Source organism: Gordonia sp. DT218, assembly GCF_049847105.1.
Taxonomy (GTDB): domain Bacteria; phylum Actinomycetota; class Actinomycetes; order Mycobacteriales; family Mycobacteriaceae; genus Gordonia.
On record NZ_JBNCNS010000002.1, the window covers coordinates 1 to 22,628 of the forward strand.

The 22,628-nt window shown below is 65.5% G+C and carries 23 protein-coding genes; 17 read left to right on the plus strand and 6 right to left on the minus strand.

Going from position 1 to position 22,628, the window contains the following annotated elements:
* Nucleotides 1-247 precede the first annotated feature (247 nt).
* A complete protein-coding gene (locus ACPXCG_RS07050) occupies nt 248-1,075 on the plus strand; it encodes an SDR family oxidoreductase (RefSeq protein WP_425790537.1) in 828 nt (275 codons plus the stop codon).
* A 93-nt stretch (nt 1,076-1,168) separates the two neighbouring features.
* Here the strand turns inward: ACPXCG_RS07050 and ACPXCG_RS07055 are convergent, their stop codons facing one another.
* The 3 genes from ACPXCG_RS07055 to ACPXCG_RS07065 all read right to left on the minus strand — a co-directional run bounded on the left by ACPXCG_RS07055 (nt 1,169) and on the right by ACPXCG_RS07065 (nt 3,353).
* Nucleotides 1,169-1,909 carry a FadR/GntR family transcriptional regulator gene (locus ACPXCG_RS07055; protein WP_425790539.1) on the minus strand — a complete coding sequence of 247 codons (741 nt, stop codon included), beginning with the start codon at nt 1,907-1,909 and terminating at the stop codon, nt 1,169-1,171.
* Nucleotides 1,910-2,122: 213 nt separating this feature from the next.
* Nucleotides 2,123-2,425 (minus strand): EthD family reductase, encoded by a 303-nt coding sequence (locus tag ACPXCG_RS07060; RefSeq protein ID WP_425790541.1) that lies wholly within the window; start codon nt 2,423-2,425, stop codon nt 2,123-2,125.
* 10 nt (nt 2,426-2,435) lie between these two features.
* On the minus strand, nt 2,436-3,353 hold the full coding sequence (locus tag ACPXCG_RS07065; RefSeq protein ID WP_425790543.1) for an alpha/beta hydrolase: 918 nt from the start codon (nt 3,351-3,353) through the stop codon (nt 2,436-2,438).
* A gap of 174 nt (nt 3,354-3,527) precedes the next feature.
* On the opposite strand from ACPXCG_RS07065, the gene ACPXCG_RS07070 reads away from it, so the two are divergent.
* Nucleotides 3,528-4,424, plus strand: coding sequence for an SMP-30/gluconolactonase/LRE family protein (locus ACPXCG_RS07070; protein ID WP_425790545.1), 897 nt, complete (start codon nt 3,528-3,530; stop codon nt 4,422-4,424).
* Between the two features lie 23 nt (nt 4,425-4,447).
* Here ACPXCG_RS07070 and ACPXCG_RS07075 read toward each other — a convergent pair whose 3' ends face one another.
* Nucleotides 4,448-5,665 carry an MFS transporter gene (locus ACPXCG_RS07075; RefSeq protein WP_425790547.1) on the minus strand — a complete coding sequence of 406 codons (1,218 nt, stop codon included), beginning with the start codon at nt 5,663-5,665 and terminating at the stop codon, nt 4,448-4,450.
* Nucleotides 5,666-5,915: 250 nt separating this feature from the next.
* On the opposite strand from ACPXCG_RS07075, the gene ACPXCG_RS07080 reads away from it, so the two are divergent.
* The 13 genes from ACPXCG_RS07080 (at nt 5,916) to ACPXCG_RS07140 (ending at nt 18,237) form a co-directional block, all read left to right on the plus strand.
* The gene (locus ACPXCG_RS07080; protein WP_425792065.1) at nt 5,916-7,037 is read left to right on the plus strand and encodes an NDMA-dependent alcohol dehydrogenase; all 1,122 of its coding nucleotides are present in this window, start codon (nt 5,916-5,918) and stop codon (nt 7,035-7,037) included.
* A 34-nt stretch (nt 7,038-7,071) separates the two neighbouring features.
* A complete protein-coding gene (locus tag ACPXCG_RS07085) occupies nt 7,072-7,494 on the plus strand; it encodes a nuclear transport factor 2 family protein (RefSeq protein WP_425790549.1) in 423 nt (140 codons plus the stop codon).
* A gap of 223 nt (nt 7,495-7,717) precedes the next feature.
* Entirely contained in the window at nt 7,718-8,554 is an 837-nt protein-coding gene (locus ACPXCG_RS07090) for a mycofactocin-coupled SDR family oxidoreductase (RefSeq protein WP_425790551.1), read from the plus strand.
* A gap of 104 nt (nt 8,555-8,658) precedes the next feature.
* On the plus strand, nt 8,659-9,816 hold the full coding sequence (locus tag ACPXCG_RS07095) for an ABC transporter substrate-binding protein (RefSeq protein ID WP_425790553.1): 1,158 nt from the start codon (nt 8,659-8,661) through the stop codon (nt 9,814-9,816).
* A gap of 214 nt (nt 9,817-10,030) precedes the next feature.
* Nucleotides 10,031-11,188 (plus strand): ABC transporter substrate-binding protein, encoded by a 1,158-nt coding sequence (locus ACPXCG_RS07100; RefSeq protein WP_425790555.1) that lies wholly within the window; start codon nt 10,031-10,033, stop codon nt 11,186-11,188.
* 64 nt (nt 11,189-11,252) lie between these two features.
* Nucleotides 11,253-12,137 (plus strand): branched-chain amino acid ABC transporter permease, encoded by an 885-nt coding sequence (locus ACPXCG_RS07105; RefSeq protein ID WP_425790557.1) that lies wholly within the window; start codon nt 11,253-11,255, stop codon nt 12,135-12,137.
* Complete coding sequence (locus ACPXCG_RS07110; protein WP_425790559.1) at nt 12,134-13,033, plus strand: branched-chain amino acid ABC transporter permease; 900 nt, start codon at nt 12,134-12,136, stop codon at nt 13,031-13,033. Before ACPXCG_RS07105 ends, ACPXCG_RS07110 begins: the two co-directional genes overlap by 4 nt.
* Nucleotides 13,030-13,782 (plus strand): ABC transporter ATP-binding protein, encoded by a 753-nt coding sequence (locus ACPXCG_RS07115; protein WP_425790561.1) that lies wholly within the window; start codon nt 13,030-13,032, stop codon nt 13,780-13,782. Before ACPXCG_RS07110 ends, ACPXCG_RS07115 begins: the two co-directional genes overlap by 4 nt.
* Nucleotides 13,775-14,500 carry an ABC transporter ATP-binding protein gene (locus ACPXCG_RS07120; protein WP_425790563.1) on the plus strand — a complete coding sequence of 242 codons (726 nt, stop codon included), beginning with the start codon at nt 13,775-13,777 and terminating at the stop codon, nt 14,498-14,500. Before ACPXCG_RS07115 ends, ACPXCG_RS07120 begins: the two co-directional genes overlap by 8 nt.
* On the plus strand, nt 14,490-15,029 hold the full coding sequence (locus tag ACPXCG_RS07125; protein ID WP_425790565.1) for a pyridoxamine 5'-phosphate oxidase family protein: 540 nt from the start codon (nt 14,490-14,492) through the stop codon (nt 15,027-15,029). Before ACPXCG_RS07120 ends, ACPXCG_RS07125 begins: the two co-directional genes overlap by 11 nt.
* Nucleotides 15,026-16,594: an AMP-binding protein gene (locus ACPXCG_RS07130; RefSeq protein WP_425790567.1), complete on the plus strand. Its 1,569-nt coding sequence runs from the start codon at nt 15,026-15,028 to the stop codon at nt 16,592-16,594. Before ACPXCG_RS07125 ends, ACPXCG_RS07130 begins: the two co-directional genes overlap by 4 nt.
* Entirely contained in the window at nt 16,591-17,343 is a 753-nt protein-coding gene (locus ACPXCG_RS07135) for an enoyl-CoA hydratase/isomerase family protein (protein ID WP_425790569.1), read from the plus strand. The genes ACPXCG_RS07130 and ACPXCG_RS07135 overlap by 4 nt, the downstream gene beginning before the upstream one ends.
* A 123-nt stretch (nt 17,344-17,466) precedes the next feature.
* Nucleotides 17,467-18,237: a FadR/GntR family transcriptional regulator gene (locus ACPXCG_RS07140; protein WP_425790571.1), complete on the plus strand. Its 771-nt coding sequence runs from the start codon at nt 17,467-17,469 to the stop codon at nt 18,235-18,237.
* Nucleotides 18,238-18,341: 104 nt separating this feature from the next.
* Here the strand turns inward: ACPXCG_RS07140 and ACPXCG_RS07145 are convergent, their stop codons facing one another.
* Nucleotides 18,342-19,955, minus strand: a complete 1,614-nt coding sequence (locus ACPXCG_RS07145; RefSeq protein WP_425790573.1) for a flavin-containing monooxygenase — start codon at nt 19,953-19,955, stop codon at nt 18,342-18,344.
* Nucleotides 19,956-20,195: 240 nt separating this feature from the next.
* On the opposite strand from ACPXCG_RS07145, the gene ACPXCG_RS07150 reads away from it, so the two are divergent.
* Both ACPXCG_RS07150 and ACPXCG_RS07155 read left to right on the plus strand, forming a co-directional pair.
* Entirely contained in the window at nt 20,196-21,236 is a 1,041-nt protein-coding gene (locus ACPXCG_RS07150; protein ID WP_425790575.1) for an LLM class flavin-dependent oxidoreductase, read from the plus strand.
* Nucleotides 21,236-22,069 carry a mycofactocin-coupled SDR family oxidoreductase gene (locus ACPXCG_RS07155; RefSeq protein WP_425790577.1) on the plus strand — a complete coding sequence of 278 codons (834 nt, stop codon included), beginning with the start codon at nt 21,236-21,238 and terminating at the stop codon, nt 22,067-22,069. The genes ACPXCG_RS07150 and ACPXCG_RS07155 overlap by 1 nt, the downstream gene beginning before the upstream one ends.
* A gap of 92 nt (nt 22,070-22,161) precedes the next feature.
* Here ACPXCG_RS07155 and ACPXCG_RS07160 read toward each other — a convergent pair whose 3' ends face one another.
* Complete coding sequence (locus ACPXCG_RS07160; protein WP_267629964.1) at nt 22,162-22,620, minus strand: MaoC family dehydratase; 459 nt, start codon at nt 22,618-22,620, stop codon at nt 22,162-22,164.
* Nucleotides 22,621-22,628: the final 8 nt, after the last annotated feature.

The window sequence follows — 22,628 nt, forward strand, 5'->3', positions numbered from 1 at the left end:
CGCACCGTCGGTGCCGGCCGCGTCACCAAGATCAACAAGTGACCTTGTCAGTCACAGTGGTCTAGACGAACACACGAAGGCGCCCGGTCACGAAAGTGGCCGGGCGCCTTCGTCGTGGTATTTGGCTCCGTGCGCCTGCGGATCGAGATCGAGATTTCAATCTATGCGTATGATTGGTATTATCTGAGTCACCAATGCGTCGAGGTGTGATCCACCTCGGTTCGAGCGATTTCTAGTGGAGGACGACATGGGACGATTCGACGGTAAGACGGCACTGATCACGGGCGGCGCTCGCGGACAGGGTCGTTCGCATGCGCTGCGGCTGGCCCGCGAGGGCGCCGACGTCGCGATCTTGGACATCGCTGCCCAGGTCGAATCCGTCGTCTACCCGACGTCGACGCTCGAAGACCTCGCGGCCACCGAAGCCGAGCTCAAGGAGTTCGGCGGCAAGGTGCTGGCGATTCAGTGCGACGTGCGCGACCAGGCTCAGGTCGAGACTGCGGTCAAGCAGGTCGAGACCGAGTTCGGCGGCCTGGACATCGTCCTCGCCAATGCGGGTGTCATGGCCAGCTACGGCAAGAAGAAGCACGACATGGCCGCCTGGGACGATTCAGTCGCGATCATGCTCAACGGCGTCTACTATCTGCTGCGTGCGGTGACTCCGGGATTTGCCGAACGCAACAACGGCGGCGCGATCGTCATCACGGGCTCGACGTCGAGTTACATCGGCGTCGCGTACAAGGAGGAACTCCTGAACCCCGGCCAGATGGGCTACGGCGCCGCGAAGAGCGGTGTCCTGTCGCTGATGCGAAACTTCGCGATGGCGCTTGGTAAGTACGGCGTGCGCGTCAACACGGTGATCCCGGCCGGTGTCGCCACCAAGATGATCAAGAATGAGTTCTTCGAGGCGGATCTCGCCGACGACGCTCCCGGCGGCTGGATGGCGAATGTCATGAACCGCGGCCCGGTGGAGCCGGAGGAGATCACCAACGCGGTGACCTGGCTGTGTTCGGACGAGTCGCGATTCGTCACCGGACAGTCGCTCGCGGTCGACATGGGCACGCTGCTGCTCTGATTCACAGTCGGTCGGCATCGCCGCGAAAGGCCCCGCTCCGGGTTCACCGGGACGGGGCCTTCCTGCGAGGTGCTGTGGCTGTCGGTCCGGGGGCTACAGGTCCCGATCCCACCGGACCACGGATCTGATGATGTCCGGGAACTTCTTCTCCGCGTACGAGAGGTAGTCGTCGATGTGCTCGCTCATCGCCGCCATCGACGCCCCGGCGTCACGTTCGCTCATCGCGGTGTAGATCGATTCGTGTGCGGCCAGCGTGGCCTTGCGACGGGCCTGCGGAAAGTCCATGCCGACGATGGTGCCGTTGGTGACCTCGAGCAACGAGTCGGCCAGGTAGCCGAGCAGTGGGTTGTCCGTCGACCAGGCGATGATGTCGTGAAACTCCTTGTTGGCTTCGAGGAATGCCCGCCGGTCGCTGCGCAGTGCCGACTTCATCTGTTCGACAGTGGCGCCCACCTCGGCGAGGCGCTCATCGGAGATGTTCGCGGCGGCCAACTGGGTGATCACAGGCTCGATGGAGAGGCGTGCCTCGAAGATCGATCGCAGTGGCGCGTTTCGCAGCTGCATGAGGAGTACGAATGCGCCGGACAGGAACGCGCCGTTGGGCTCCTGCAGCACCGGGCCGCCACGGGGTCCGGGCTTCATCACGACGACGCCCTGGAATTCGAGCAGCCGCAACGCTTCGCGGAGTGTGCCCCGACCGATCTGGTACTTCTCGACCATGATCTTCTCCGACGGCAGGAGGTCGCCGGGTCCCAAGCCTGCGTCGAGGGCCTCCTGAACGATCCGCTGACTGAAGACCACCGCGGCTTTGGGGGACCGCGCCGGCCCGGTCATCGGACGGCCTCGTCTGAACCAGTGCAGCCTCCGGTGTGCATTCGATTCCCCTGACGGACAGTTTCCGCAGGACAGTCCTGTGGAACGATGTGCATGATTACGCCATTAGGGTACTAGCAGCGACTTCAGAATTGGGCGCCCCGCGCCGATGCGAGCGGCCGACGCGACGAGTGCCGGCCGCTGTGGGGCAGTCGTCCGGTGTGCCGATCAGGTTCAGGCGATATTCACGTCGTGCATGTTGACGACGGCCCCCGCGCCGGCGAAGTTCGGCATGTCGGCGGTTCCGGCCTGTCCCTCGGGGGAGCTCAACCCGGCGATGGCGGCTTCCTTTGACTCGAAGGACAGGACGCCGACGACGAAGTGTTCGGGCGCGGTGCCGTCGAGCGTCTCGCAGACACCCCATTCGAAGGTGGCGCCCGGCATCGTCGCGGTCAGCGGAGCGTGCACGGTGCGGTAGTGCTCGAGGAACTGCTCGGGATCGGTCGGGTGGTTGTAGCTGACGGTGATTCGGAACATGGCGTCTCTCCTACTGGGCGTCGAGGTGGGCGGTCACGGCGGCGTTGACGTATTCGACGCCGGCCGCAGAACCGGGAAGGATGTTGACGAACTGAAAGAAGCCGTGCATCTGGCCCTCGAAGACCCGCAGCTGCACCGGCACGCCTGCGGCCTGCAGCTGCGCGGCGTACGCCTCGCCCTCGCCGCGCAGCACATCGTGTTCGGCGATCAGCAAGACGGCCGGAGCGGTTCCGGTCACGTCGCCCTGCAGGGGGGACACGTTCGATTTGGAGCGCATGCTTTTGTCCGGGATGTAGAGATCCCAGAACCAGTCCATCGACTTCTTGTCGAGCATCAGCTGATTTGCCGGATCGAGGTAGGTGGCATTTTCGGTGTCGCTGTCGGTGACCGGGTACACCAGGATCTGGAGGGAGATGTGCGGGCCTGCCTCGGCCACCGCCTGCTGCGCGACGACGGCGGCGAGATTGCCGCCTGAGCTGTCGCCGCCGACGAGGAGCGGCAGGTCGCTGAACCGCGCGGCGGTCCACTTCGCGACGTCCCACGCGTCGTTCGCGGCGGCCGGGTAGACGTTCTCCGGCGCGAGTCGGTAGTCAGGCAGTACGACGATGCAGTCGGTCCCCGCCGCGAGCTGTCGGGCAAGGGTGTCGAACTGGTCGGGCGTGCCGATGACCCAACCGCCGCCGTGGTAGTAGACGAGGACGCCGCGCGGATTCTTCGAGGGGGTCAGCACGCGGACCGGGATCTGATGGCCGTCGGCCGCGTCGACGGTGACGTTCTCCACGGCTTCCATCTCGGGGCCCGGGCCGTACAGCTCGATGAAGCCGTCGTTCATCGCGCGGACCTCATCGGGAGTCATCTCGTATAACGGCTTGCTGCCGCCCTCGGCCGCTTGCGCTAGGAATCCTGCGGTGGCTTCGTCCAAACTCATCTGATCTGCCTTGTCGTCGGGTGCGCCAATTGGGTTATTGATGCTCATCATAGTGATGAACTCAGCAGAGTGTCAACGGTCACACCCACGATTGTGTTGGGGTTGAAACTATGTGCATGATTAGGGTGAAGTCGGCCCGAACGGCGCCGGTGAACTCTCAATCTAGGAGAACTGATGACGAACGAGTCGGCGGTCACCACGGTGGTCGACGGACGTGCCTTCCTGGAGTGCCCGCGATGGCGGGATGGCCGGCTGTGGGTGTCAGACCTCTACGCCCACGAGGTGCTGTCGATCGGCTCCGGTGACGACGCGCGCGTCGAGCTGTCGATCGACGACCAGCCGTCGGGGCTCGGGTGGCTGCCCGATGGACGGATGCTGATCGTGTCCATGGTCGACGGCAAGATCCTCGTCCGGGAGAACGCCGACGACCCCGCGTCGGCCGCGGTGCACGCCGACGTCTCCGCACTCGCGACCGGCAAACTCAACGACATGACAGTCGATGAGCAGGGGCATGCGTTCATCTCGACGTTCGGTTTCGAGTTCCGATCGCGGTCGTACGTCGAATCCGCCGTCCTCATTCATGTCGCCCCCGATGGGACGGCGGAGGTCGCGGCGAACGATCTGCTCTTCCCGAACGGGTCGGTGATTCTCGGTATGCCCGACGACGAGGTGCGGACGTTCGTCGTCGCCGAGAGCATGGGCAACCGGCTGACCGCCTTCGACCTCGATCAGGCCGGAAAGCTCACCGGCCGTCGGGTGTGGGCGGCGTTCGGACCCGAGGTGCCACGGTCCTCGGTCCGGGACGCGATGGCGGCGTCGCAGGTCGCGCCGGACGGCATCTGCCTCGGCGACGACGGCACCATCTGGGTGGCCGACGCACTCCATCAGCGCGTCATCCGGGTGGCCGAGGGCGGCGAGATCCTCGACGAGAAGCGGTTCGGGACCGGCGTGTTCGCGTGCGCCGTCGGAGGAGCGAACGGCGATGTCCTGTACGGGTGTGCCGCACCGTCGTCGTCGGAGCATCAGCGTCGGGACACCCGAGACGCCAGTCTGCTCGCTGTTTCCATCTGACCGGTTGCCGCGTCGACGAGATCTCACAGTCGGCGCGGCCAACGGCCGAAACCGAGCACGATCGTCACGCCGCACAGGGTGACGAAAACCGCCGCGGTGAACAGCAACCCGCTCACGATGTCGGTCGACGTCGCGATCACGCCGGTGGTCACCGACAGGACGCCGGTGAATCCGTAGGCGACCGAGGCGTACTGCGAGGCGGTTCGCCCCTGCTCGACCGGGTCGAGGCCCGCGGTCACGATCTTGAGTCCGTTGTTGTATGCGAAACCCTGGCCGATGCCCCAGACGAGGCAGCACAGGAGGGCGATCGGCAGGCTGTCGGCCCAGACGCCGAGCACGCAGAGGAGTGCCCCGACCGCGATCGCGGTGGCGGTCACCGGTGGACGGATCGAACCGATGACCAGCGGTGCGAGGCAGGCCGCGCCGATCAGCACCATCGGACCGAGTGCGGTCAGGATGATCGACGGTGAGCCGGTCATGTCCCGGAAGACGGTCGGCAACAGCGCCACCACGATGCCGCCGATCGCCCAGCCTGCGGTGCCCAGGGCGAATCCCGCGAGACGCAGACGTTGCGGATAACGGTTCGACCCTGGTTCGTCGGGCAGCTGCGCTGCGGGTTCGCCGCGGTTGCCGACCAGGCGTTGCACCTCGCTGCCGACTCGTTGTTGCAGCGCGAGCAAGGCGGACCCGGCGGCCACGAGCAGCGCGATGTGGATGTAGTAGATCGTCGTCGTCGGGCCGGGGAGCAGATCCGCGACGACGGCGGACACCGCGATGCCGCCGAAGGAGCCGGCCAGCGTTCCGGTCGCGGCGATGGCGCGGCCGCGTTCGCCGCGGGTGGCCAGGACGAGCGTGGCGGCAGATCCGGTGCCCAGGGCGACCGATATGCCGACCAGAACGCGGCCGACGAACAGCCAGCCGACGTTGTGATTGCCCGCGAGTAGTGCGATGTCGCCGGTGAGCGAGAAGACGAGGGCGACGGGGAGCACGCGTGTCGAGTACCGCGCCAGGGCGGTGCGGGCGACCACGGTGAGCGTGGCGACGAGGCCGGCGAGATAGGCGGCGAACAGTGCGGTCACCGTGAAGGTGCTGAGGTGCAACTGGTCGCGGTACGCCGGCAGCAGGGGGCCGGGGATGTTGGAGCCGACCACGAGAAGGCAGAACGCAACGGTTGCGGACAGCCCGTACCGTACGACGGACCTCGGTGGGCCCTCGGTTGGTGCGTCGACTGGCGGGTTCACCCGCGTTGATTCTGCGCCGTCACCCACGCGCGCATGCTTTCTCGGAGTTCACCCCGATATTCTTACCATGATAATGGTTAGTGTGATTATGGCAACAAATAAGGGGTCGGAAATCCTTCCCGCCTGTTCCTCGGGGCAGTGTTTATGATAATAGTTACTGTGATTGCAGTCACGCGATGAATGTCACTGTGATAGCTACCAGTGGTACGGATCTCACCCCAATCGGGTGAGCGACTCGGAGGAGATCTTCATGAAGACGATGGGTGCACTGATTTGGGAGCCCGGAACTCGATCGGGCTGGAGCGTCGAAGAGATCGAGATCGACCCGCCTAAGAGTCGGGAGGTCAAGGTGAAACTGGCCGCCTCCGGCATCTGCCACAGTGACGACCACGTCGACACCGGCGACATCCCGCTCGACTGGGCCCCGATCATCGGCGGCCACGAAGGCGCGGGCATCGTAGAAGAGGTCGGCCCGCACGTCACTGACTTCGAGGTCGGCGACCACGTCGTTCTCTCGTTCATGCCGGCCTGCGGTCGCTGCGAGAAGTGCAACATCGGCCTGACCAACCTATGCACCATGGGCGCCGGCGTCCTCGGAGGCTTCGCGCCGGACGGCACCCACCGAGTGCATGCTCGCGGCCAGGGCGTCGGACCGTTCTCCTACCTCGGAACCTTCTCGCCGTACGTCGTCGTGAACATCGACTCGTGCGTCAAGATCGGCAAGGACATCCCCCTCGACAAGGCTGCGCTCATCGGCTGCGGCGTGCCGACCGGATGGGGATCGTCGGTGTACGCCGCCGACGTCCAGCTCGGTGAGACCGTCGTCGTCATCGGTACCGGCGGCGTCGGAATGAACGCCGTGCAGGGTGCGGTCCACAAGCGCGCGAAGAACATCGTCGCCGTCGACCCGGTCGAGTTCAAGCGTGACCAGGCCAAGAAGTTCGGAGCCACCCACACGGTGAACAACCTCGACGAGGCGGCGAGCCTGGTCGCTGATCTGACCGGCGGGCAGGGTGCCGACAAGGTTCTGATCACCGTCGACATCGCCTACGGCCACCTGCTCAACCCCGCGCAGGAGATGGTGTGCCGCGGCGGCACGCTGGTCCTCACCTCAGCTGCCCCGGTCACGCAGCGCGATGTGCCGTTCGACCTGTTCACCTTCGCTATGAGCGGCAAGCGACTGCAGGGCACCCTCTACGGCTCGACCAACGCGCGCCGCGATATCCCGATGATCGCCGACATGTACCGACGCGGCGAGTTCAAGCTCGACGAACTGGTGACCAAGACCTACGAGTTGGAGCAGATCAACCAGGCGGTCACCGACATGCGCGATGGCAAGAACATCCGCGGCGTCATCATGTACGACCTCTGAGCGGCCGATCGTTCACTCTCGGAAAGGGAAAGACATGCGCGCAGACGACATCAACGACATCGTCCGGGCCACGAATCTCTACGCCCGCGGGCTCGATCTAGGCGACCCGGACGAAGCAGCATCGGCGTTCACCGCCGATGCGGTGTGGGACGCCACCGCAGTCGGCCTCGAACGATACGAGGGCCACGCCGCCATCCACGCCTTCTTCGTCGCGGATGCGGCGGCGGTCGAACGTGGTGCGCACATCCTGTCCAACCACCTCATCGATTTCGACGACGACGATCACGCACACGGGACGAACTATGTGTTCGCCGAATGCGAGATGCGCAACGGCGGCGCGATCAAGGCGATCGCGTTGAACCGGGACTCCTACGAGCGTGGCGCCGACGGATGGAAGATCTCCGCGCGGGTCATCAGCCCGATGCTGACGCCGCAGATGGACGCGTTCGAGGTGTGACGCGACGCGATACCACCGCACATATCGAACGGTGAGCGACCGGACGAGTAATGCCTCGGGCGTTCACCGACCGGCACCGCGTATAACTCCGGGATCGCACTCGGTCGCGGTCTGACGCTTGCATACCTGATCGGTCATGAGCTGGCGGGCAGTCCGATCGCCTGACTTGTCCCGCCAGATCACTGAAGACACCACATCGCTATCGAGATCGGAGCACGTTCTTATGACACAACGGATGGCAGGCAAGGTCGCGTTCATCACCGGCGCGGCGCGCGGACAGGGACGCAGTCACGCGCTCCGGTTGGCCGAAGAGGGCGCCGACATCATCGGCGTCGACATCTGCGCCGACATCGCGTCGGTGTCGACATACTCGCTGGCGACCGTGGCGGAACTCGAGGAGACCAGGGCGCTCGTGGACAAGACCGGGCGGAAGATGGTGACCAGCGTCGCCGACGTACGGGACCTCGATCAGCTGCAGGCGGCCTTCGACGCAGGCCTGGCCGAGTTCGGTCACGTCGACACAGTGGTGGCGAACGCGGGCATCGCGTCGTTCGCCAAGTCGTGGGAGCTGACGTCGCAGGAGTGGCGCGACATGATCGACGTCAACCTCACCGGCGTGTTCCACACCGCCAAGGTCGCCATTCCCTCGATGATCGAGGCAGGCAACGGCGGTTCCATGGTGTTCACGTCGTCGATCGGCGGTCTCAAGGGCATTGAGCACGTCGCCCATTACGTGTCGACCAAGCACGGGATCGTCGGCCTGATGCGTACGATGGCAAATGAGTTGGCGCCGTACAATATTCGCGTAAACACGATTCACCCGACCAACGTCGACACGACGATGATCCAGAACCCGGGGACCTACGGCATGTTCGCGCCGGACGTCGCCGAGCCGACGGTCGACGACGCCCGCGACGGCTTCGTGTCCCTCAATGCGCTGCAGGTTCCGTGGGTCGAGTCGATCGACATCAGCAACGCCGTGCTGTTCTTGTCCAGCGACGAGGCGCGCTATGTGACCGGCGTGACGTTTCCGGTGGATGCGGGTGCCAATATCCGGTGATGCGGAGGGCGCGCAGCGACCATTGATCGCATAGCCATAATCATGTCTACTATTATAAGAAATAAAGTCCCCGATCCGGGGCAACGCAAAGGAACTCTCGCATCATGAAAATCGGGACCACGAAGACTGCGGTGGCGGCAGTGGCGGCCGTCGCCGTGCTCGCCCTGAGCGCGTGTGGCGGTGGTAGCGGCACCCAGCAGAGTGGCCAGGGGGTCGCGAAGCAGATCACCATCGCGGCGGTCAACGACCAGACCGGACCGGTGGCCTACGCAGGCGTCGGCGCCAGTAAGGGCGCTCAGCTCGCCATCGACCAGATCAACGAGCAGGGCTTCCTCGGCGACGGCGTCACGCTGAAACTTCAGCAGACCGACACCGCGGGCGAGATCGACCGTGCCGTCAGTGAGATGACCAAGACGATGGCCGACAACGACGTTTCGGTGATCCTCGGCCCGACGATGGCGCAGCAGGCCGCGGCCGTCGCACCGGCGGTCGGTCAGCGCAAGGTGCCGACGGTCTTCACCCAGTCCGGCTCCGAGGGGGTCGTGGTCAACGACTACACCTTCCGCGCCACGGCGCCGATGGAGAGCTACTACGACATCGCAGCGAAGTGGCTGGGCGACAACGGACTCAAGAACGTCTCGGTCATCTACAACGCGACGTACCCGACGTTCGCCAACCTTGGCAAGACGGTGTTCCCGAAGGACGCCGCGGCCAACGGAGTCAAGGTCGGCCAGTCGATCGAGGTGCAGTCGACCACGCAGGACTTCACCGGACAGGCCCAGCAGATCGCGCAGGCGAACCCGCCGGCCGTGTCCATGATGCTGATCGCCTCGCAGGCGGTCACCTTCATGAAGCAATTGCGTCAGGCGGGCTACCAGGGGCAGATCGTCGGCACCTCGGTGCAGGGCTCGGGCAACGCGGCCGCCGCGGGCGCCGCTGCCAATGGCCTCGTCTATCCGGTCGACTTCTCGTCCGCGATGAACGGTGAAACCTCGCAGGCATTCACCAAGGCGTTCACCGCGAAGTACGGCAAGGCGCCCGACGCGTACGCGGCTGAGGGCTTCGACGCCCTCTGGTGGGTAGCGCGTGGCATCAAGGCATCGAACGACTCGTCACGTAGCGGTATTCAGAAGGGCCTCGTGCAGGTTGCCGGCCACGGCTTCACCGGCGCCATGGGTGATCTGACATTCGACGGCAATGACATGCGCGTCACCGGTGCGATGGTCAAGTGGGACGGCAGCAAGGAGTCGCTCGTCGACTAGGGGATCTCGTTCTGCCGGGGCGACCGCGGCCTTCCTTGTCGAAGGCCGCGGTCGCTTCGTCGTGGGGGTCGGCAGGGCTGTGAGCCTTGACACTATGTGTCGGATCATATCTACTATTATCAGAGATTGAGGCGCCGGAAGATCGTGCCTCTGACTGATGCGAGTCGCTGCCGGCGGGGATGCCCGGTCTGCAATCACGAGAGGTATCGACACGGTGAAAACCCGAAGAAATGCCGCCTTTGCCGCATTGGCGATGTCTGGTGTTCTCACCATGGCCGCCTGCAGCTCAGGTGGCGGCTCGGCCCAGCAAACCGGCCAAGGGATCGCGAAAACGATCACCATCGCAGCTGTCAACGACCAGAGCGGGCCGGTCGGCTACGCGGGTATCAGTGCGAGTCGCGGTGCTCGGCTGGCCGTCGAACAGATCAACGGACAGCGCTTCCTCGGCGAAGGCGTCACCATCACGATGCCGCAATCCGATCCGGCCGGCGAGATCGAACGAGCGGTCAGCGACATGACCAAGGCGATGGCCGACAACGACGTTTCGGCGATCCTCGGGCCGACGCTCGGCCAACAGTCCGCAGCCGTCGCACCGATCGTCAACAAGAGCAAGGTGGCGACCGTCTTCACCCAGTCCGGCTCGCCTGGTGTGGTGACCGGCGATTACACGTTCCGGGCGACCGCACCGATGGAAACGTATTACACCAAGGGTGACAAGTGGTTGGGCGACAACGGATTCAAGCAGCTCTCGCTCATCTACAACGGCACCCTCCCGACCTACGCGAGCCTGGTCAGCGACGTCATCAAGCCCGACCAGCAGAAGTACGGTCTGTCGATCGACCAGACCGTTGAAGTGCAGTCGACCACCCAGGACTTCACCAGCCAGTCCCAGCAGATCGCCGCGGCCAAGCCGCAGGCCGTCGTCATGCTGCTGACCGCACCCCAATCGGTCACCTTCATGAAGCAGCTGCGCCAGGCGGGCTACACCGGTCAGGTTCTCGGATCCACCAACCAGAGTGCCGGAATGATCGCCCCCGCGGGAGCCGCGGCCAACAGTCTCGTCTACCCGGTGGACTTCTCGGCGGCGATGGCAGCACCCGCATCGCGTGCCTTCACTTCGGTCTACACGCAGAAGTACGGCAAGTCGCCGGACCCGTACGCGGCTGAGGGCTTTGATGCCATCTGGTGGATCGCCCGCGGCATCAAGGCATCAAACGACTCGTCCCGGGAAGGCGTTCGCGAGGGACTGACGAAGGTTGCCGGCACGGGCTTCGCCGGCGCGATGGGCGACATCACCTTCGACGGCAACGACATGCGCGTACCCGGCGTGGTCGTCCGCTGGCAGGACGGGAAAGAGGACCTCCTCCAATGAAGCACCTAGTACGGAGGTCGGCGGCAGGCCGCGACCTCACCCGGTCACAGACAGGAAGTCCGACATGCAGGAGATTCTGAATGCGGCGACGCTGGGGTCGATCTACCTATTGTTCGCGCTCGGCATGGCGCTGGCGTGGGGAACAATCGGGATCCTGAACTTCGCGCACGGTGCGACGTTCGTCTTCTCGGTGCTCGTCGCGCACATCGCCACCAAGGAGGTCGAGCTTGGACTCCCGATCATCTTGCTGATATGCATCACGGTCGGCGCGGTCCTCTCGCTGCTCACCCAACTGCTGGTGTTCCAGAAGATCGTCAACGACGGCGGCAACCACCGCACGCTCGAACTTCGGATCATCATCGCGGGCATCGGCGTCTCAGCCATCCCCATCGCGATCGCGCAACGCGAGAGCGGTTCCAGCCCGTTCGGCTTCAACACCGGATACGAGGCCACGGTGTACGAGATCGCCGGGCTGCGGTTCACCACGACCACGATCATCATCCTCGTCGCGGCGATCGGCATCGGCGTCGGTCTGACCGCCTGGCTGAAGAAGTCCCGGCAGGGTCTGGCGTTGCGCGCCATCGGCGTCGACCAGGAGATCAGCGAGGGCATGGGCGTCAACCGGTCCGCGCTCGCACTGGGCACGATGGCCGTCGCGGGCGGTCTCGCCGGTCTCGCCGGTGCGCTCCTCACCCTGCAGCTCGGTGCGATCGCCCCCGAGTCCGGTGATCCGCTGCTGATCAAGGCGTTCGCCATCATCGTCCTCGGCGGGCTCGGTTCGATGGGTGGCGCCGTGCTCGGCGCATACATCCTGGCCATCGCGGAAACGCTGATGATCCACTTCGCACTCGGTACCTGGGTGGACGCGGTGTCGTTCGGACTGATCTTCCTGGTGCTCCTGTTCCGGCCCCAGGGCATCTTCGGGACCAAGGAAGTGAGACGAACATGAGCGACTGGTACAACGCCAACGCAGTTCTGCTCCAGCAGACGCTCACGACCATCCTGATGGCGTTGAGCATTCAGATTCCGATGCGCATGGGCGTGTTCTCGTTCGCGGGCATCGGCGCGTTCGGCATCGGCGGTTACACCGCGGCCGCCGCGATGATCCACCTCGGCTGGGCGACGTTCCCGGCGATACTGCTCGGGATGCTGCTCCCCGGCGTCATCGTCTATCTCCTCGGCCTTATCGTGGCGAAACTGAACGGGCTGTATCTGGGTATGGCGACCATCGCGTTCACCCTCATCGTCGCGGTGGTCGCGGTCAACGGCGGCGAGCTCACCGGCGGCGCGTCCGGCCTGTTCGGGGCGCTCGGCGACCTCACCTTCGGGTCGATCCTCGTCGTGACCCTCATCGTCGTCCTCGTCACGCAGCTCACCGAGTCGCGCGGCCTGGGACGTCGCATCGACGCCGTCCGGGAGGACCCGGAACTGGCGAGTGCGATGGGCATCGACGTCACCCGCTATCGCCAGCTCAGCTTCCTCGCGTCGGGACTCGTCGGCGGTCTCGCAGGCGGCATCACGACGCTGCTGCGCAGCACGATCACCCCGGCCGAGGTGAACTTTCACCTCGTCGTCCTGGCCCTGACCGTCATCGTCGTCGGCGGCGCCCGCTCGTGGATCGGTGTCGTCATCGGCTCGATCGTGTTCGTGTGGCTGCCGACGGTCGTGTCGTTCGTCAGCGAATGGGAAGAGTTCATCTACGGCGTGATCGTGGTGCTCGCGGCGCTGTACCTGCCCAACGGCGTCCTCGGCATCATCCGCGACGGGTGGCACCGCATACGCACGCGAGACATCCGCGGCGGCATCGAACCGACCCGACCCGAACCCGCGAAGGTGGAGTCATGACCAGCAGCGACACCCCCTCGCCGCTCCTCGAATTGACCGACATCGCCGTGCATTTCGGCGGTGTCAAAGCAGTCGACGGCGTCACGATCAGTCTCGACGAAGGCCTGATCTACGGGATCATGGGCTCCAACGGGTCCGGTAAGTCGACGCTGCTCGGCGCGGTGACCAGACTCAACCCGTTGACGCGCGGCGAGATGAAGTTCGACGGCACCCAGTTCACGAAGGTGCGGCCGCACCAGGTGGCGCACCTCGGGGTGGCGCGCACCTTCCAGACCGTCCGCCTCATCGACGATCGCACCGTGCGGGACAATGTGCTCCTCGGTCTGGACACGGTGTCGCGGAGACGGCGTCGGGAACTGCCCGACTCGGCCGTCGACGAGGTGATGGAGCGGGTCGGCATCACCGCGATACAGCGAGTGCGGCCCAGCGAACTGTCCTACGGAATGCAGCGTCGCGTCGAGATCGCGCGAGCGATCGTCGGCAAACCACGGCTGCTGCTGCTCGACGAGCCGACCGCGGGCATGAACACCGCAGAACGCGACGAGGTCAGCGAGCTGATGCGCGCGTTGCAGTCGGAGGGGCTCACGCAACTTCTCGTCGAGCACGACGTCGCGATGATGGTCGACGTCTGTGACTACCTCTTCGGTATGAACCAGGGCGAACTCATCGCGCAGGGAAAGCCGGCGGCGGTCGTCGCCGACAAGGCCGTCCGCGAGTCCTATCTGGGAAAGCAGGCAGGAGATGCTTGAGGTCAACGATCTGAACGTCAACTACGGCGCGGTCAACGCCGTGCAGGGGGTCACCCTGCGCGCCGACGTCGGCAAGGTGACGCTGGTTCTCGGCGCCAACGGTGCGGGCAAGACGACGAGCCTGCGCGCCATCGCCGGCTATCACAAGCCCAAGTCCGGCGCAGTCCTGGTCGACGGCGTCGACCTCGCGGGCAGCCGCGCCCACAAGATGGTGCGCAACAGGCTGGTGCTCGTCCCCGAGGGGCGGCGCGTTTTCCGGACGCTGACCGTCGAGGAGAACTTGCGGATCGGCGGCTACCGCGCCTCCCGATCGGAGGTCGAGGCGACGATCACCGAGGTCTATGAGCAGTTCCCGATCCTGTCCGACCGCAAGGACAAGCAGGCCGGTCTGCTCAGTGGCGGCGAGCAGCAGATGCTCGCGTTCGGTCGTGCGGTGATGTCGCAGCCCAAGGTGATCCTGATGGACGAGCCGTCGATGGGACTCGCGCCCACCATGGTCGACTCGGTGATGACGAAGGTTCGGGAGATCGCCGACCGCGGCATCGCCGTCCTCATCGTCGAACAGAACGCCGACGCCGGATTGCAGATCGCCGACCAGGTATCGGTCATCACGCGCGGCACGACCGTGTGGACCGGCGCCGCGGCCGACGCCGACCGGGCAGCTGTGCACGCGGTCCTCGGCGAATCCGTACTCGAGGGAGATGTCGATGACCACTGAGGACGGTGGCGATCAGCGGCCGGGTGCCACCGACATCGAGAAGCTGGCGGGCGCCAGACTGACCGCGGCGGCCAGGGCCGAGCTGCTCGCGGCGCAGACCGAGTGCACCTTCTGCTTCCTCGACGCCGACGGCGGGCCGGCCGCAGTGGTGCTGAGCTTTGCCGTCGAGGACGGTACGTTCTGGATCACCAGCGTGGCGGGCCGGGTGCAGGTGCGCGGCGTCGAGCGCGACCCGCGGGTGTCACTGGTCGTGTCGGGCACGGGGACGACGGCGCAGGGCAGGCAGATGCTCGCGGTCAAGGGGACGGCCACTGTGCACCGGGACATCGCCGGACTCGCCGACAAGCTCGACCTCCTCGCGGCCCGGCTCGCGCCCGAGCACCCCGACGAGTTCGTCGCGCTGCTGTCGAGTCCGGGCCGGCGGCTCATCGAGGTGACGCCGACAGCCGTTGTGGCCAGCCATGATTCGCGTCGTCTCGTCGGCGACGGGCGGGGCGGACCGGCGGCCAGGCCCGAGGACGACCGATGACCCCGACGACTCATGCGATTGAGTCGAGTGAAGTGGTGCCCAGCATCGGCGACTGGCTGGCGCTGTGCGCTGATCGCTCGTCGACCGTGACCGTGGACGGTGTCGCGACGACGGTCGGCGACCTCGACGCTGCCGCGTCGCGCGGCGCCGCCGGACTCACCGCGCTCGGACTGACGCGCGGCGATCGTGTCGGCGTCGTCATGAAGGCGTCTGTCGCAGCCCTGCAGGCGTGGTTCTCGATCGCGCGTGCCGGGTTCGTCGAAGTTCCGCTGAATCCGGGGACCGGGCCGGCGCTCCTCGAGTACTGCCTCGAGCACGCCGCTGTGCGCGTGGTCGTGTGCCACGCCGAGTTCGCCTGCCTGATCGGCGAGATCGCCGGTCGCGTCGACTCCATCGAGACGGTGATCGTCGCAGCCGAATCAGCCGGCGATACCGACGATTTCGCCACGCTGATGGAGACCGAGCCGATCGAGCTCAAGCCGGTTGATCCGCGGTCGTCGGCGGTCATCCTCTACACGTCGGGTACCACGGGTCCGCCGAAAGGTGTGCTGCTGAGCCATCGCGCGAACGTCAACCTCGCCCGCCACACCGTCGGGCTGATGTCCTACACCAGCGCTGACCGGCTCTACAGCGTCTTCCCGCTCTACCATTCCAACGCGCGGTACTGCTCGGTGATGGCCGCGATCGACGCAGGCGCCGACGTCGTGCTGCACCGCACGTTCTCGGCGAGTCGATTCTGGGACATCTGCCGCGACGAGAAGATCACGGCGTTCAACTACCAGGGCGCCATGATGAGCATCCTGTTCAAACAACAGCCGCGCCCCGACGACCGTGACCACACCGTCCGCGCCGGGTTCGGCGCGCCGTGCCCGACGGAGATCTTCGCCGACGTGCAAGCGCGGTTCGGCATCGAACTGACCGAGATCTACGGCAGCACCGAGACGTCGATCGTCTGCGACATGCCGCCGGCCCGGCGTCGGATCGGGACCGCGGGTACCGAATCGATCAACTATCACGTCCGGATCGTCGACGCCGACGACGAACCCGCCGGCCCGGGAGTGGTCGGCGAGATCGTCGTGCGGCCGAAGAAGCCGGGTTTCATGTTCGACGGCTACGATGCGCGACCCGAGGCCACCGTGGATGCCTGGCAAAACCTGTGGTTCCACACCGGTGACCGCGGCATCATCGACGCCGATGGCTTCCTCACGTTCGTCGACCGGGTCAAGGACACGATCCGGCGTCGGGGCGAGAACATCTCGTCGTGGGAGATCGAGCGGGTCGTCGCCGACGATGCGGACGTCCTTCAGGTGGCGGCCTACGGCGTTGCGTCGGAGTTGTCCGAGGAGGACGTGGTGATCGCCGTGGTGCCCGCGCCCGGTGTGCGCGTGGACCCCGCTGCCCTCGTCGCGCGGATCGACGGACAGCTGACATCGTTCGCTCGGCCGCGGTACGTGCGGATCGTCGACGCGTTGCCGTTGACCCACAGTCAACGAGTCGAGAAGTACCGGTTGCGGGCGCAGGGAATCACCGCCGACACGTGGGACCGAGAGAAGGTACGCGGATGAGCTACGAACGGTTCCGGATCTCCCACGTCGGGGACGGCGTCGCACTGGTCACGATGTGCCGTCCACACAAACTGAACGCGATGGACCAACAATGGTTCGCCGAGCTCACGGCACTCACCGCCGAGCTCGGTGACTCGCCCGACCTGCGCGCCGTCGTGCTGACCGGCGAGGGCCGCGCGTTCTCGGCGGGCGGCGACATCGACATGTTCGCGGGGTTGAACGGCGACGTCTCCCGCGTGCGCCCGCACCTTCGGCGCGTCTACGAGGCGTTCCACAGCGTGGAGACCTGCGCCGTTCCGGTGATCGGTGCGGTGAACGGCATCGCATTCGGCGGCGGTACCGAACTGGCGCTCGCCTGCGACGTCGTCGTGGCCGGCGAATCGGCCACCTTCTCCTTCAAGGAGGTGACGGTTGGCTTGATGCCCGGCTACGGCGTCATTCGGGCACCGCAGGTGATCGGGCGGCATTGGACTCGGTACCTCTCGCTCACCGGCCGCACCGTTGGACCGGACGCAATGGAGCGCGCTGGTCTGGTGATCGAGACCTTTCCCGACGACGAACTCGTCGCGCAGGCCCTCGAGATGGCGCGAGAGATGGCCGCACACTCGCCGCTCGGTGTCCGTGTCTCGAAGGCATTCCTCAACCGCGACACAGGATCGGGCTACGCCGAATCGGTGGAGGCGACCGCGCTGCTATTTGGCACCGACGAGCATCGGGCCGCGGTCGCCGCGTTTCGAACGCGGCGCTGACTCTGCAGTGACATATCTATTGTCATCTATGGAATCAATACCATAATTACCCAGGTCTGATTGCGACGGGCACCGAGGGTCCGATGACGCGAAATGTGTCATCGCCAGGAAAGGACAACGCTGATGACGACCCACCACCGAGGAGGTGCGCGCCCGGAGAAGGCCGCGCTGATCGTGGCGCGCTCGATCGTGGCCGACATCGATCGCCGAGGGCTTATTGCAGGCGATCGACTGCCTGCCGAACGCGCCATGCTGGAGACTTACAGCGTCGGCCGCGGAACCCTCCGCGAGGCCCTACGATTCCTCGAGCTGCAGAACGTGCTGTCGCTCAAGCCGGGGCCGGGCGGCGGACCGACGATCGAGAAGCCCGACTCGTCGGCGCTCGCGAACGCGATGCTGCTGCTCCTGCAATTCGAGAATGCGCCGTTCGCCAACGTCGCCGAGACCCGCGGCGGCATCGAACCGTTGCTGGCGCGGTTGGCGGCGACGCGGATGAGCGACGCCGAACTCGGCGAGCTGGAACGCTCGGTCGACCGTATGGCGGTGCACCTCGACGATCTGGGGATCTTCCTGGAGACCAACAAGGAGTTCCACAACTCCGTCGCGTGGGCCACCCAGAACTCACTGTTCGGATTCCTCGTGGACGCCATGCTCGACATCTTCGACGGCACCGTCGTCGGCGTCGACTACAACGAGCGTCGTCGTCAAGCGGTACTCAAGGCGCACCGCCGGATCGTCGACGCACTGAAGCTGCGCGACGGTGACGCGTCGGAGGCCTCGATGGCCGACCACATCGACGAGTATTCCAAGTACATGGCGCGAAAGTTCCCCGAGGCACTGGCCCGGCCGATCACCTGGGACATCGGGTGGCGAAATGGGCAGCTGCTCGGCTAGTTTCGCGCGGCGCTCATCGTCTGCGTGATGATCGTGACAGGCGGGATTGCTCCCTCGACGTCCGCCGCGTGCAGTCGTCAATCAGGAGGCCGAATGCGTCCCCCTCAGGACACCGCGAAACCCCGGTAGTCGTTGGCGGCGACGTCGTCGCAGATCTGGCGGTACACGTCGAGTCCGCCGACGTAGGACATGATGACCCGAGGCTTGCCGGGGATGTTGACGCCGGTGTACCAGGACTCGCCCTCGGGGTAGAGGGTGCCGTCGGCCAATTCGACGGCGTCGGCGGTCCACTTCTGTGCGTCTGCGGCCACGGGGGCGACGCGGGCGGCGCCGCGCTTTTCCAGGTCGGTGATGAAGTCGCCGGTCCACTCGACGTGCTGTTCGATCGCGCACACGACGTTGGTGAGCACGTTGGGGCTGCCCGGGCCGGTGAGCATGAACATGTTCGGGAACTCGTCGACGGCCACACCGAGGTAGGTCGTCGGGCCGTCGGCCCACTTGTCCTGCAGGGTGCGCCCGCCGATGCCGCGGATGTCGATCTTCAGTAGCGGACCGGTGATGGCGTCGAATCCGGTTGCCAAGACAACCGCGTCGAGGTCGTAGTCGGTGTCGCCGGCGCGGATGCCGGTGGTGGTGAACGTCTGCAGTGGCTGCTCACGGAGGCTTACTAGGTCGACGTCGTCGCGGTTGTAGGTCTCGAAGTAGTTGGTGTCCAGCGTGATTCGCTTGGCTCCGAGCGGGTAGGTGCGCGGCGTGAGCTTTTCGGCGAGGCCGGGGTCGGTGACCGTGGCGCGGATCTTGCCGCGGAAGAACTCGGCGATCGTCTCGTTGGCCTCCCGGCTGGCGAACAGGTCCGGGTAGCACGCGATGAGGTCGATCGCGCGGTGCCGGCCCCACCGTTCCTCGTAGATCGCGTGGCGACGCTCGGGAGTGTGGTCGAGGGCATTGCACTCGAGCGTGTCGGTGTACTGGCCGGTGCCGCTGGCCCGGGAGCGGACCTTGTGGTCGTCGATGTTGTCCTTGAAGTCCTGCAGTTCCTGCTCGGTGAGTGGCCGATTACCGCAGGCCAGGCTGAAGGCCGGGGTCCGCTGGAATACGGTGAGGTGCGCGGCCTGCTGCGCGACGAGGGGGATCACCTGCACGCCCGACGAACCGGTGCCGATGACGCCCACTCGCTTGCCGGCGAAGTCGACGCCGTCGGCCGGCCAGTCCGCGGTGTGGTACACCTCGCCGGCGTAGTCGGACAGGCCGGGGAAATCGGGGGTCATCGACGTCGACAGACAGCCGACCGCGGTGATGAAGTACTTGGCGCGGGTGACCGAGCCATCGTCGGTGGTGATCTCCCATTGGTTCGCGTCGTCGTCGAACCAGGCCGAGACGACCCGCGTGGAGAACCGGAAATGCGGTTTCACGCCGAGGCGATCGGCGGCGAAGTTCAGGTAGCGCAGGATCTCGGGCTGGGCCGGGTACCGCTCGGTCCAGTTCCACTCCTCGATGAGCTCGGGGGAGAACGTGTAGGCGTATTCCATGCTGATCACGTCGCAGCGGGCGCCAGGGTAGCGGTTCCAGAACCAGGTGCCGCCGACGCCGTCGCCCGCCTCGAAGCCGCGGACCATCAGGCCGAGTTCGTTGAGCTTGTGGACCATGTAGATGCCGGCGAAGCCGGCGCCGATCACGACGGCGTCGACGGTCTCAGTCGGGGTGGTGGTCGTGGCCATCGGTGAACTTCCTTTTCGGCGACGTGCTTCAGGGACGATGTGGTGAGTGAGTTGTACCACCATAACTATTATCATGATTGAAGCGCACCAGCCAAGGGGTTGAGGGGCCAAATAGTTGATATTCATGATCATGGTCGACTACGGTGAATGGTGAGACGACAGTCATATGTCGATGCCGTGTATGTGGCGAGTCACCGCATATGTCCGCCCGGTCATTGATAGTGCTGCGAAAGGAACGACGTGGATTTCGGCATTCTGATGGGAGACCAGCCGGTCTCGACACCTCCGCAAGAGCATCTCGATCTGATGCTTCGCAAGGTGGAGGCGGCGCAGCTGGCGGGGTTCAAATACCTGACGATCGGCCAGCACTTCCTGTATCAGGATTTCCGCTGGTTCCAGCCGATCCCGCTGCTGGCTCGTCTCGCCGCCGAATTGAACGACGACGTCCGGATCGGCACCACGGTCCTGATCGGTCCGCTGAGCCACCCGGTGCAACTCGCGGAGGACCTCGCGACCCTCGACGTCATCACAAAGGGCATGCTCGTCGTCGGGATCGGCACCGGCTACCTGGACCACGAGTACGAAGTCTTCGATCGTCCCTACAAGAAGCGCTACAGCCTTCTCGAAGAGCAGATCGAGCTGATGACGCAGTTGTGGACGCAGGACCGGGTGACCTTTCACGGAAAGTTCTGGCAGGTCGAAGACCGGCCGACGCATCTGCACCCGATCCAGAAGCCGCGTCCGCCGATCTGGCTCGGCGCGATGAAGGAGCAGGGCGTCCGTCGGGCGGCACGGCACGGCGACGTGTGGACCATCACTCCCCAGCAGACCGTCGAACAGGTCGAGGACCTCATCGACCTGTACGTCGACGAGCGCCGCGCGCTCGGCCTGCCGCTTTCCAAGTTCCCGCTGCGTCGGGAACTGCAGGTCGCCGACACCTTCGATCAGGCGCTCGACGACTTTGCCCGCGTCGCCCGCGTCAAGTACGTCTCGTACGCGGGGCAGGGCATGGGTCTGCTCGACAAGGACCGCGTGGAGCGCGAGTTCCTGGAGAACGTGAAGGATCACGTCCTGCTCGGCTCGGGTGAGCAGGTGCGCCAACAGATCCGCGACATCGCCGGACGCCTGCCGGTCGGCCCGATCCTGGTCCGCCCGCACTGGCCCGGGATGGACGCCGAGGCGACCGCGGCCTACCTGGAGCGGGTTGGCCGCGAGGTCGTCGAGCCGTTGGCAGACCTGCAGAGCGTGGACTTCAAGGCACCTGCCGGGACGGGGAGATAGTGGCTGACACGGTGTCGGATGCAGTTGCCTTCATCACCGGCGCGGCGCGAGGCCAGGGACGCAATCATGCGATTCGGCTGGCTCGGGAAGGTGCCGACATCATCGCGCTCGACCTGTGTGCGCCGGTCGGCGGTGCGCCGTACGCCATGGCGCGGCCCGACGATCTCGACGAGACGGTGCGCCTCGTCGAGGCGGAGGGACGCAGGATCCACGTTCGGCAGGCCGACGTGCGCGACTCTGCGGCGGTGGCGTCGGTGCTTGCGGAGGGCGTCGCGACATTCGGTCGCCTCGACATCGTCGTCGCCAACGCGGGCATCGCGGGCAGCTTTCCAGTGGACGACCTCACCGATGAGATCTGGCGCGACATGATCGACATCAACCTCACCGGCGTGTGGAACACGGTGAAGGCCTCGGTGCCACATCTGCGTGCCACCGGCGACGGCGGTTCGATCGTGCTCACCAGTTCGGTGGCCGGCCTCAAGGGACTGCCGAACAACGCGCACTACGCGGCCGCGAAACACGGCGTCCTCGGCATCATGCGCAGTCTCGCCAATGAACTCGGACCGGACGGGATCCGGGTGAACGCGGTGTTGCCGACCAACGTCGATACGACGATGTTGCTCAATGACGCCATTTACCGGCTCTTCCTGCCCGACGCCGCGAACCCGACCCGCGAGCAGGTCGAGCCGATCATGCGGGGTATGCATGTGCTGGACATCCCCTATGTCGAGGTGGACGACGTCAGCAACGCGATAGTCTTCCTGACCGGCCCGCAGGCTCGGTACGTGACCGGAGTGGCGATGCCGATCGATGCGGGTGTGCTCGTCAAGTAGCGCTGCGTCGGCTCGGCATGTCGTCGGTCCTGAACTCGAAAGCCGCCCGACCGCCAAGGGCGGTCGGGCGCTTGTCTTTCGATGTGTACGCGTCAGGCGTTCGTCGGCTTCTTGAGCATCAGGCCGGCACGGTGGCAGATGTGCACGATCTCGTCGCGCTGGTTGAGACCGCGGTGCTCGAAATAGACGATGCCGGAGTCGGTGCGACTCTTCGACTCACGCTTGTCGAGGATGGTGCTCTCGGCGCGGATCGTATCGCCGTGGAAAACGGGCTTGGGGAAGTCGAACTTGGTGTAGCCGAGGTTGCCGAGGGTGGTGCCCATCGTCAGGTCATAGACGATCATGCCGCCGACGAGGCCCGCGGTGTAGAGGCTGTTCATCAGGCGCTGACCGTGCGGCTGGGTCGCCATGTACTCGGCGTCGAGGTGTATCGGGGCGGGATTCATGGTGATAGACGTGAACAGGACGTTGTCGTATTCGGTGACCGTCCGCGACCAGGCGTGCTTGTATTCCTTGCCGATCTCGAACTCTTCGTACCAGAGGCCTGGCATGCGTTCTC

Excerpts from the sequence above, each read along its gene's own strand:
- ACPXCG_RS07050 (WP_425790537.1), top strand. The coding sequence starts at position 248 with ATGGGACGATTCGACGGTAAGACGGCACTGATCACGGGCGGCGCTCGC.
- ACPXCG_RS07055 (WP_425790539.1), bottom strand. The coding sequence starts at position 1,909 with ATGACCGGGCCGGCGCGGTCCCCCAAAGCCGCGGTGGTCTTCAGTCAG.
- ACPXCG_RS07060 (WP_425790541.1), bottom strand. The coding sequence starts at position 2,425 with ATGTTCCGAATCACCGTCAGCTACAACCACCCGACCGATCCCGAGCAG.
- ACPXCG_RS07065 (WP_425790543.1), bottom strand. The coding sequence starts at position 3,353 with ATGAGTTTGGACGAAGCCACCGCAGGATTCCTAGCGCAAGCGGCCGAG.
- ACPXCG_RS07070 (WP_425790545.1), top strand. The coding sequence starts at position 3,528 with ATGACGAACGAGTCGGCGGTCACCACGGTGGTCGACGGACGTGCCTTC.
- ACPXCG_RS07080 (WP_425792065.1), top strand. The coding sequence starts at position 5,916 with ATGAAGACGATGGGTGCACTGATTTGGGAGCCCGGAACTCGATCGGGC.
- ACPXCG_RS07085 (WP_425790549.1), top strand. The coding sequence starts at position 7,072 with ATGCGCGCAGACGACATCAACGACATCGTCCGGGCCACGAATCTCTAC.
- ACPXCG_RS07090 (WP_425790551.1), top strand. The coding sequence starts at position 7,718 with ATGACACAACGGATGGCAGGCAAGGTCGCGTTCATCACCGGCGCGGCG.
- ACPXCG_RS07095 (WP_425790553.1), top strand. The coding sequence starts at position 8,659 with ATGAAAATCGGGACCACGAAGACTGCGGTGGCGGCAGTGGCGGCCGTC.
- ACPXCG_RS07105 (WP_425790557.1), top strand. The coding sequence starts at position 11,253 with ATGCAGGAGATTCTGAATGCGGCGACGCTGGGGTCGATCTACCTATTG.
- ACPXCG_RS07110 (WP_425790559.1), top strand. The coding sequence starts at position 12,134 with ATGAGCGACTGGTACAACGCCAACGCAGTTCTGCTCCAGCAGACGCTC.
- ACPXCG_RS07115 (WP_425790561.1), top strand. The coding sequence starts at position 13,030 with ATGACCAGCAGCGACACCCCCTCGCCGCTCCTCGAATTGACCGACATC.
- ACPXCG_RS07120 (WP_425790563.1), top strand. The coding sequence starts at position 13,775 with ATGCTTGAGGTCAACGATCTGAACGTCAACTACGGCGCGGTCAACGCC.
- ACPXCG_RS07125 (WP_425790565.1), top strand. The coding sequence starts at position 14,490 with ATGACCACTGAGGACGGTGGCGATCAGCGGCCGGGTGCCACCGACATC.
- ACPXCG_RS07130 (WP_425790567.1), top strand. The coding sequence starts at position 15,026 with ATGACCCCGACGACTCATGCGATTGAGTCGAGTGAAGTGGTGCCCAGC.
- ACPXCG_RS07135 (WP_425790569.1), top strand. The coding sequence starts at position 16,591 with ATGAGCTACGAACGGTTCCGGATCTCCCACGTCGGGGACGGCGTCGCA.
- ACPXCG_RS07140 (WP_425790571.1), top strand. The coding sequence starts at position 17,467 with ATGACGACCCACCACCGAGGAGGTGCGCGCCCGGAGAAGGCCGCGCTG.
- ACPXCG_RS07145 (WP_425790573.1), bottom strand. The coding sequence starts at position 19,955 with ATGGCCACGACCACCACCCCGACTGAGACCGTCGACGCCGTCGTGATC.
- ACPXCG_RS07160 (WP_267629964.1), bottom strand. The coding sequence starts at position 22,620 with ATGCCAGGCCTCTGGTACGAAGAGTTCGAGATCGGCAAGGAATACAAG.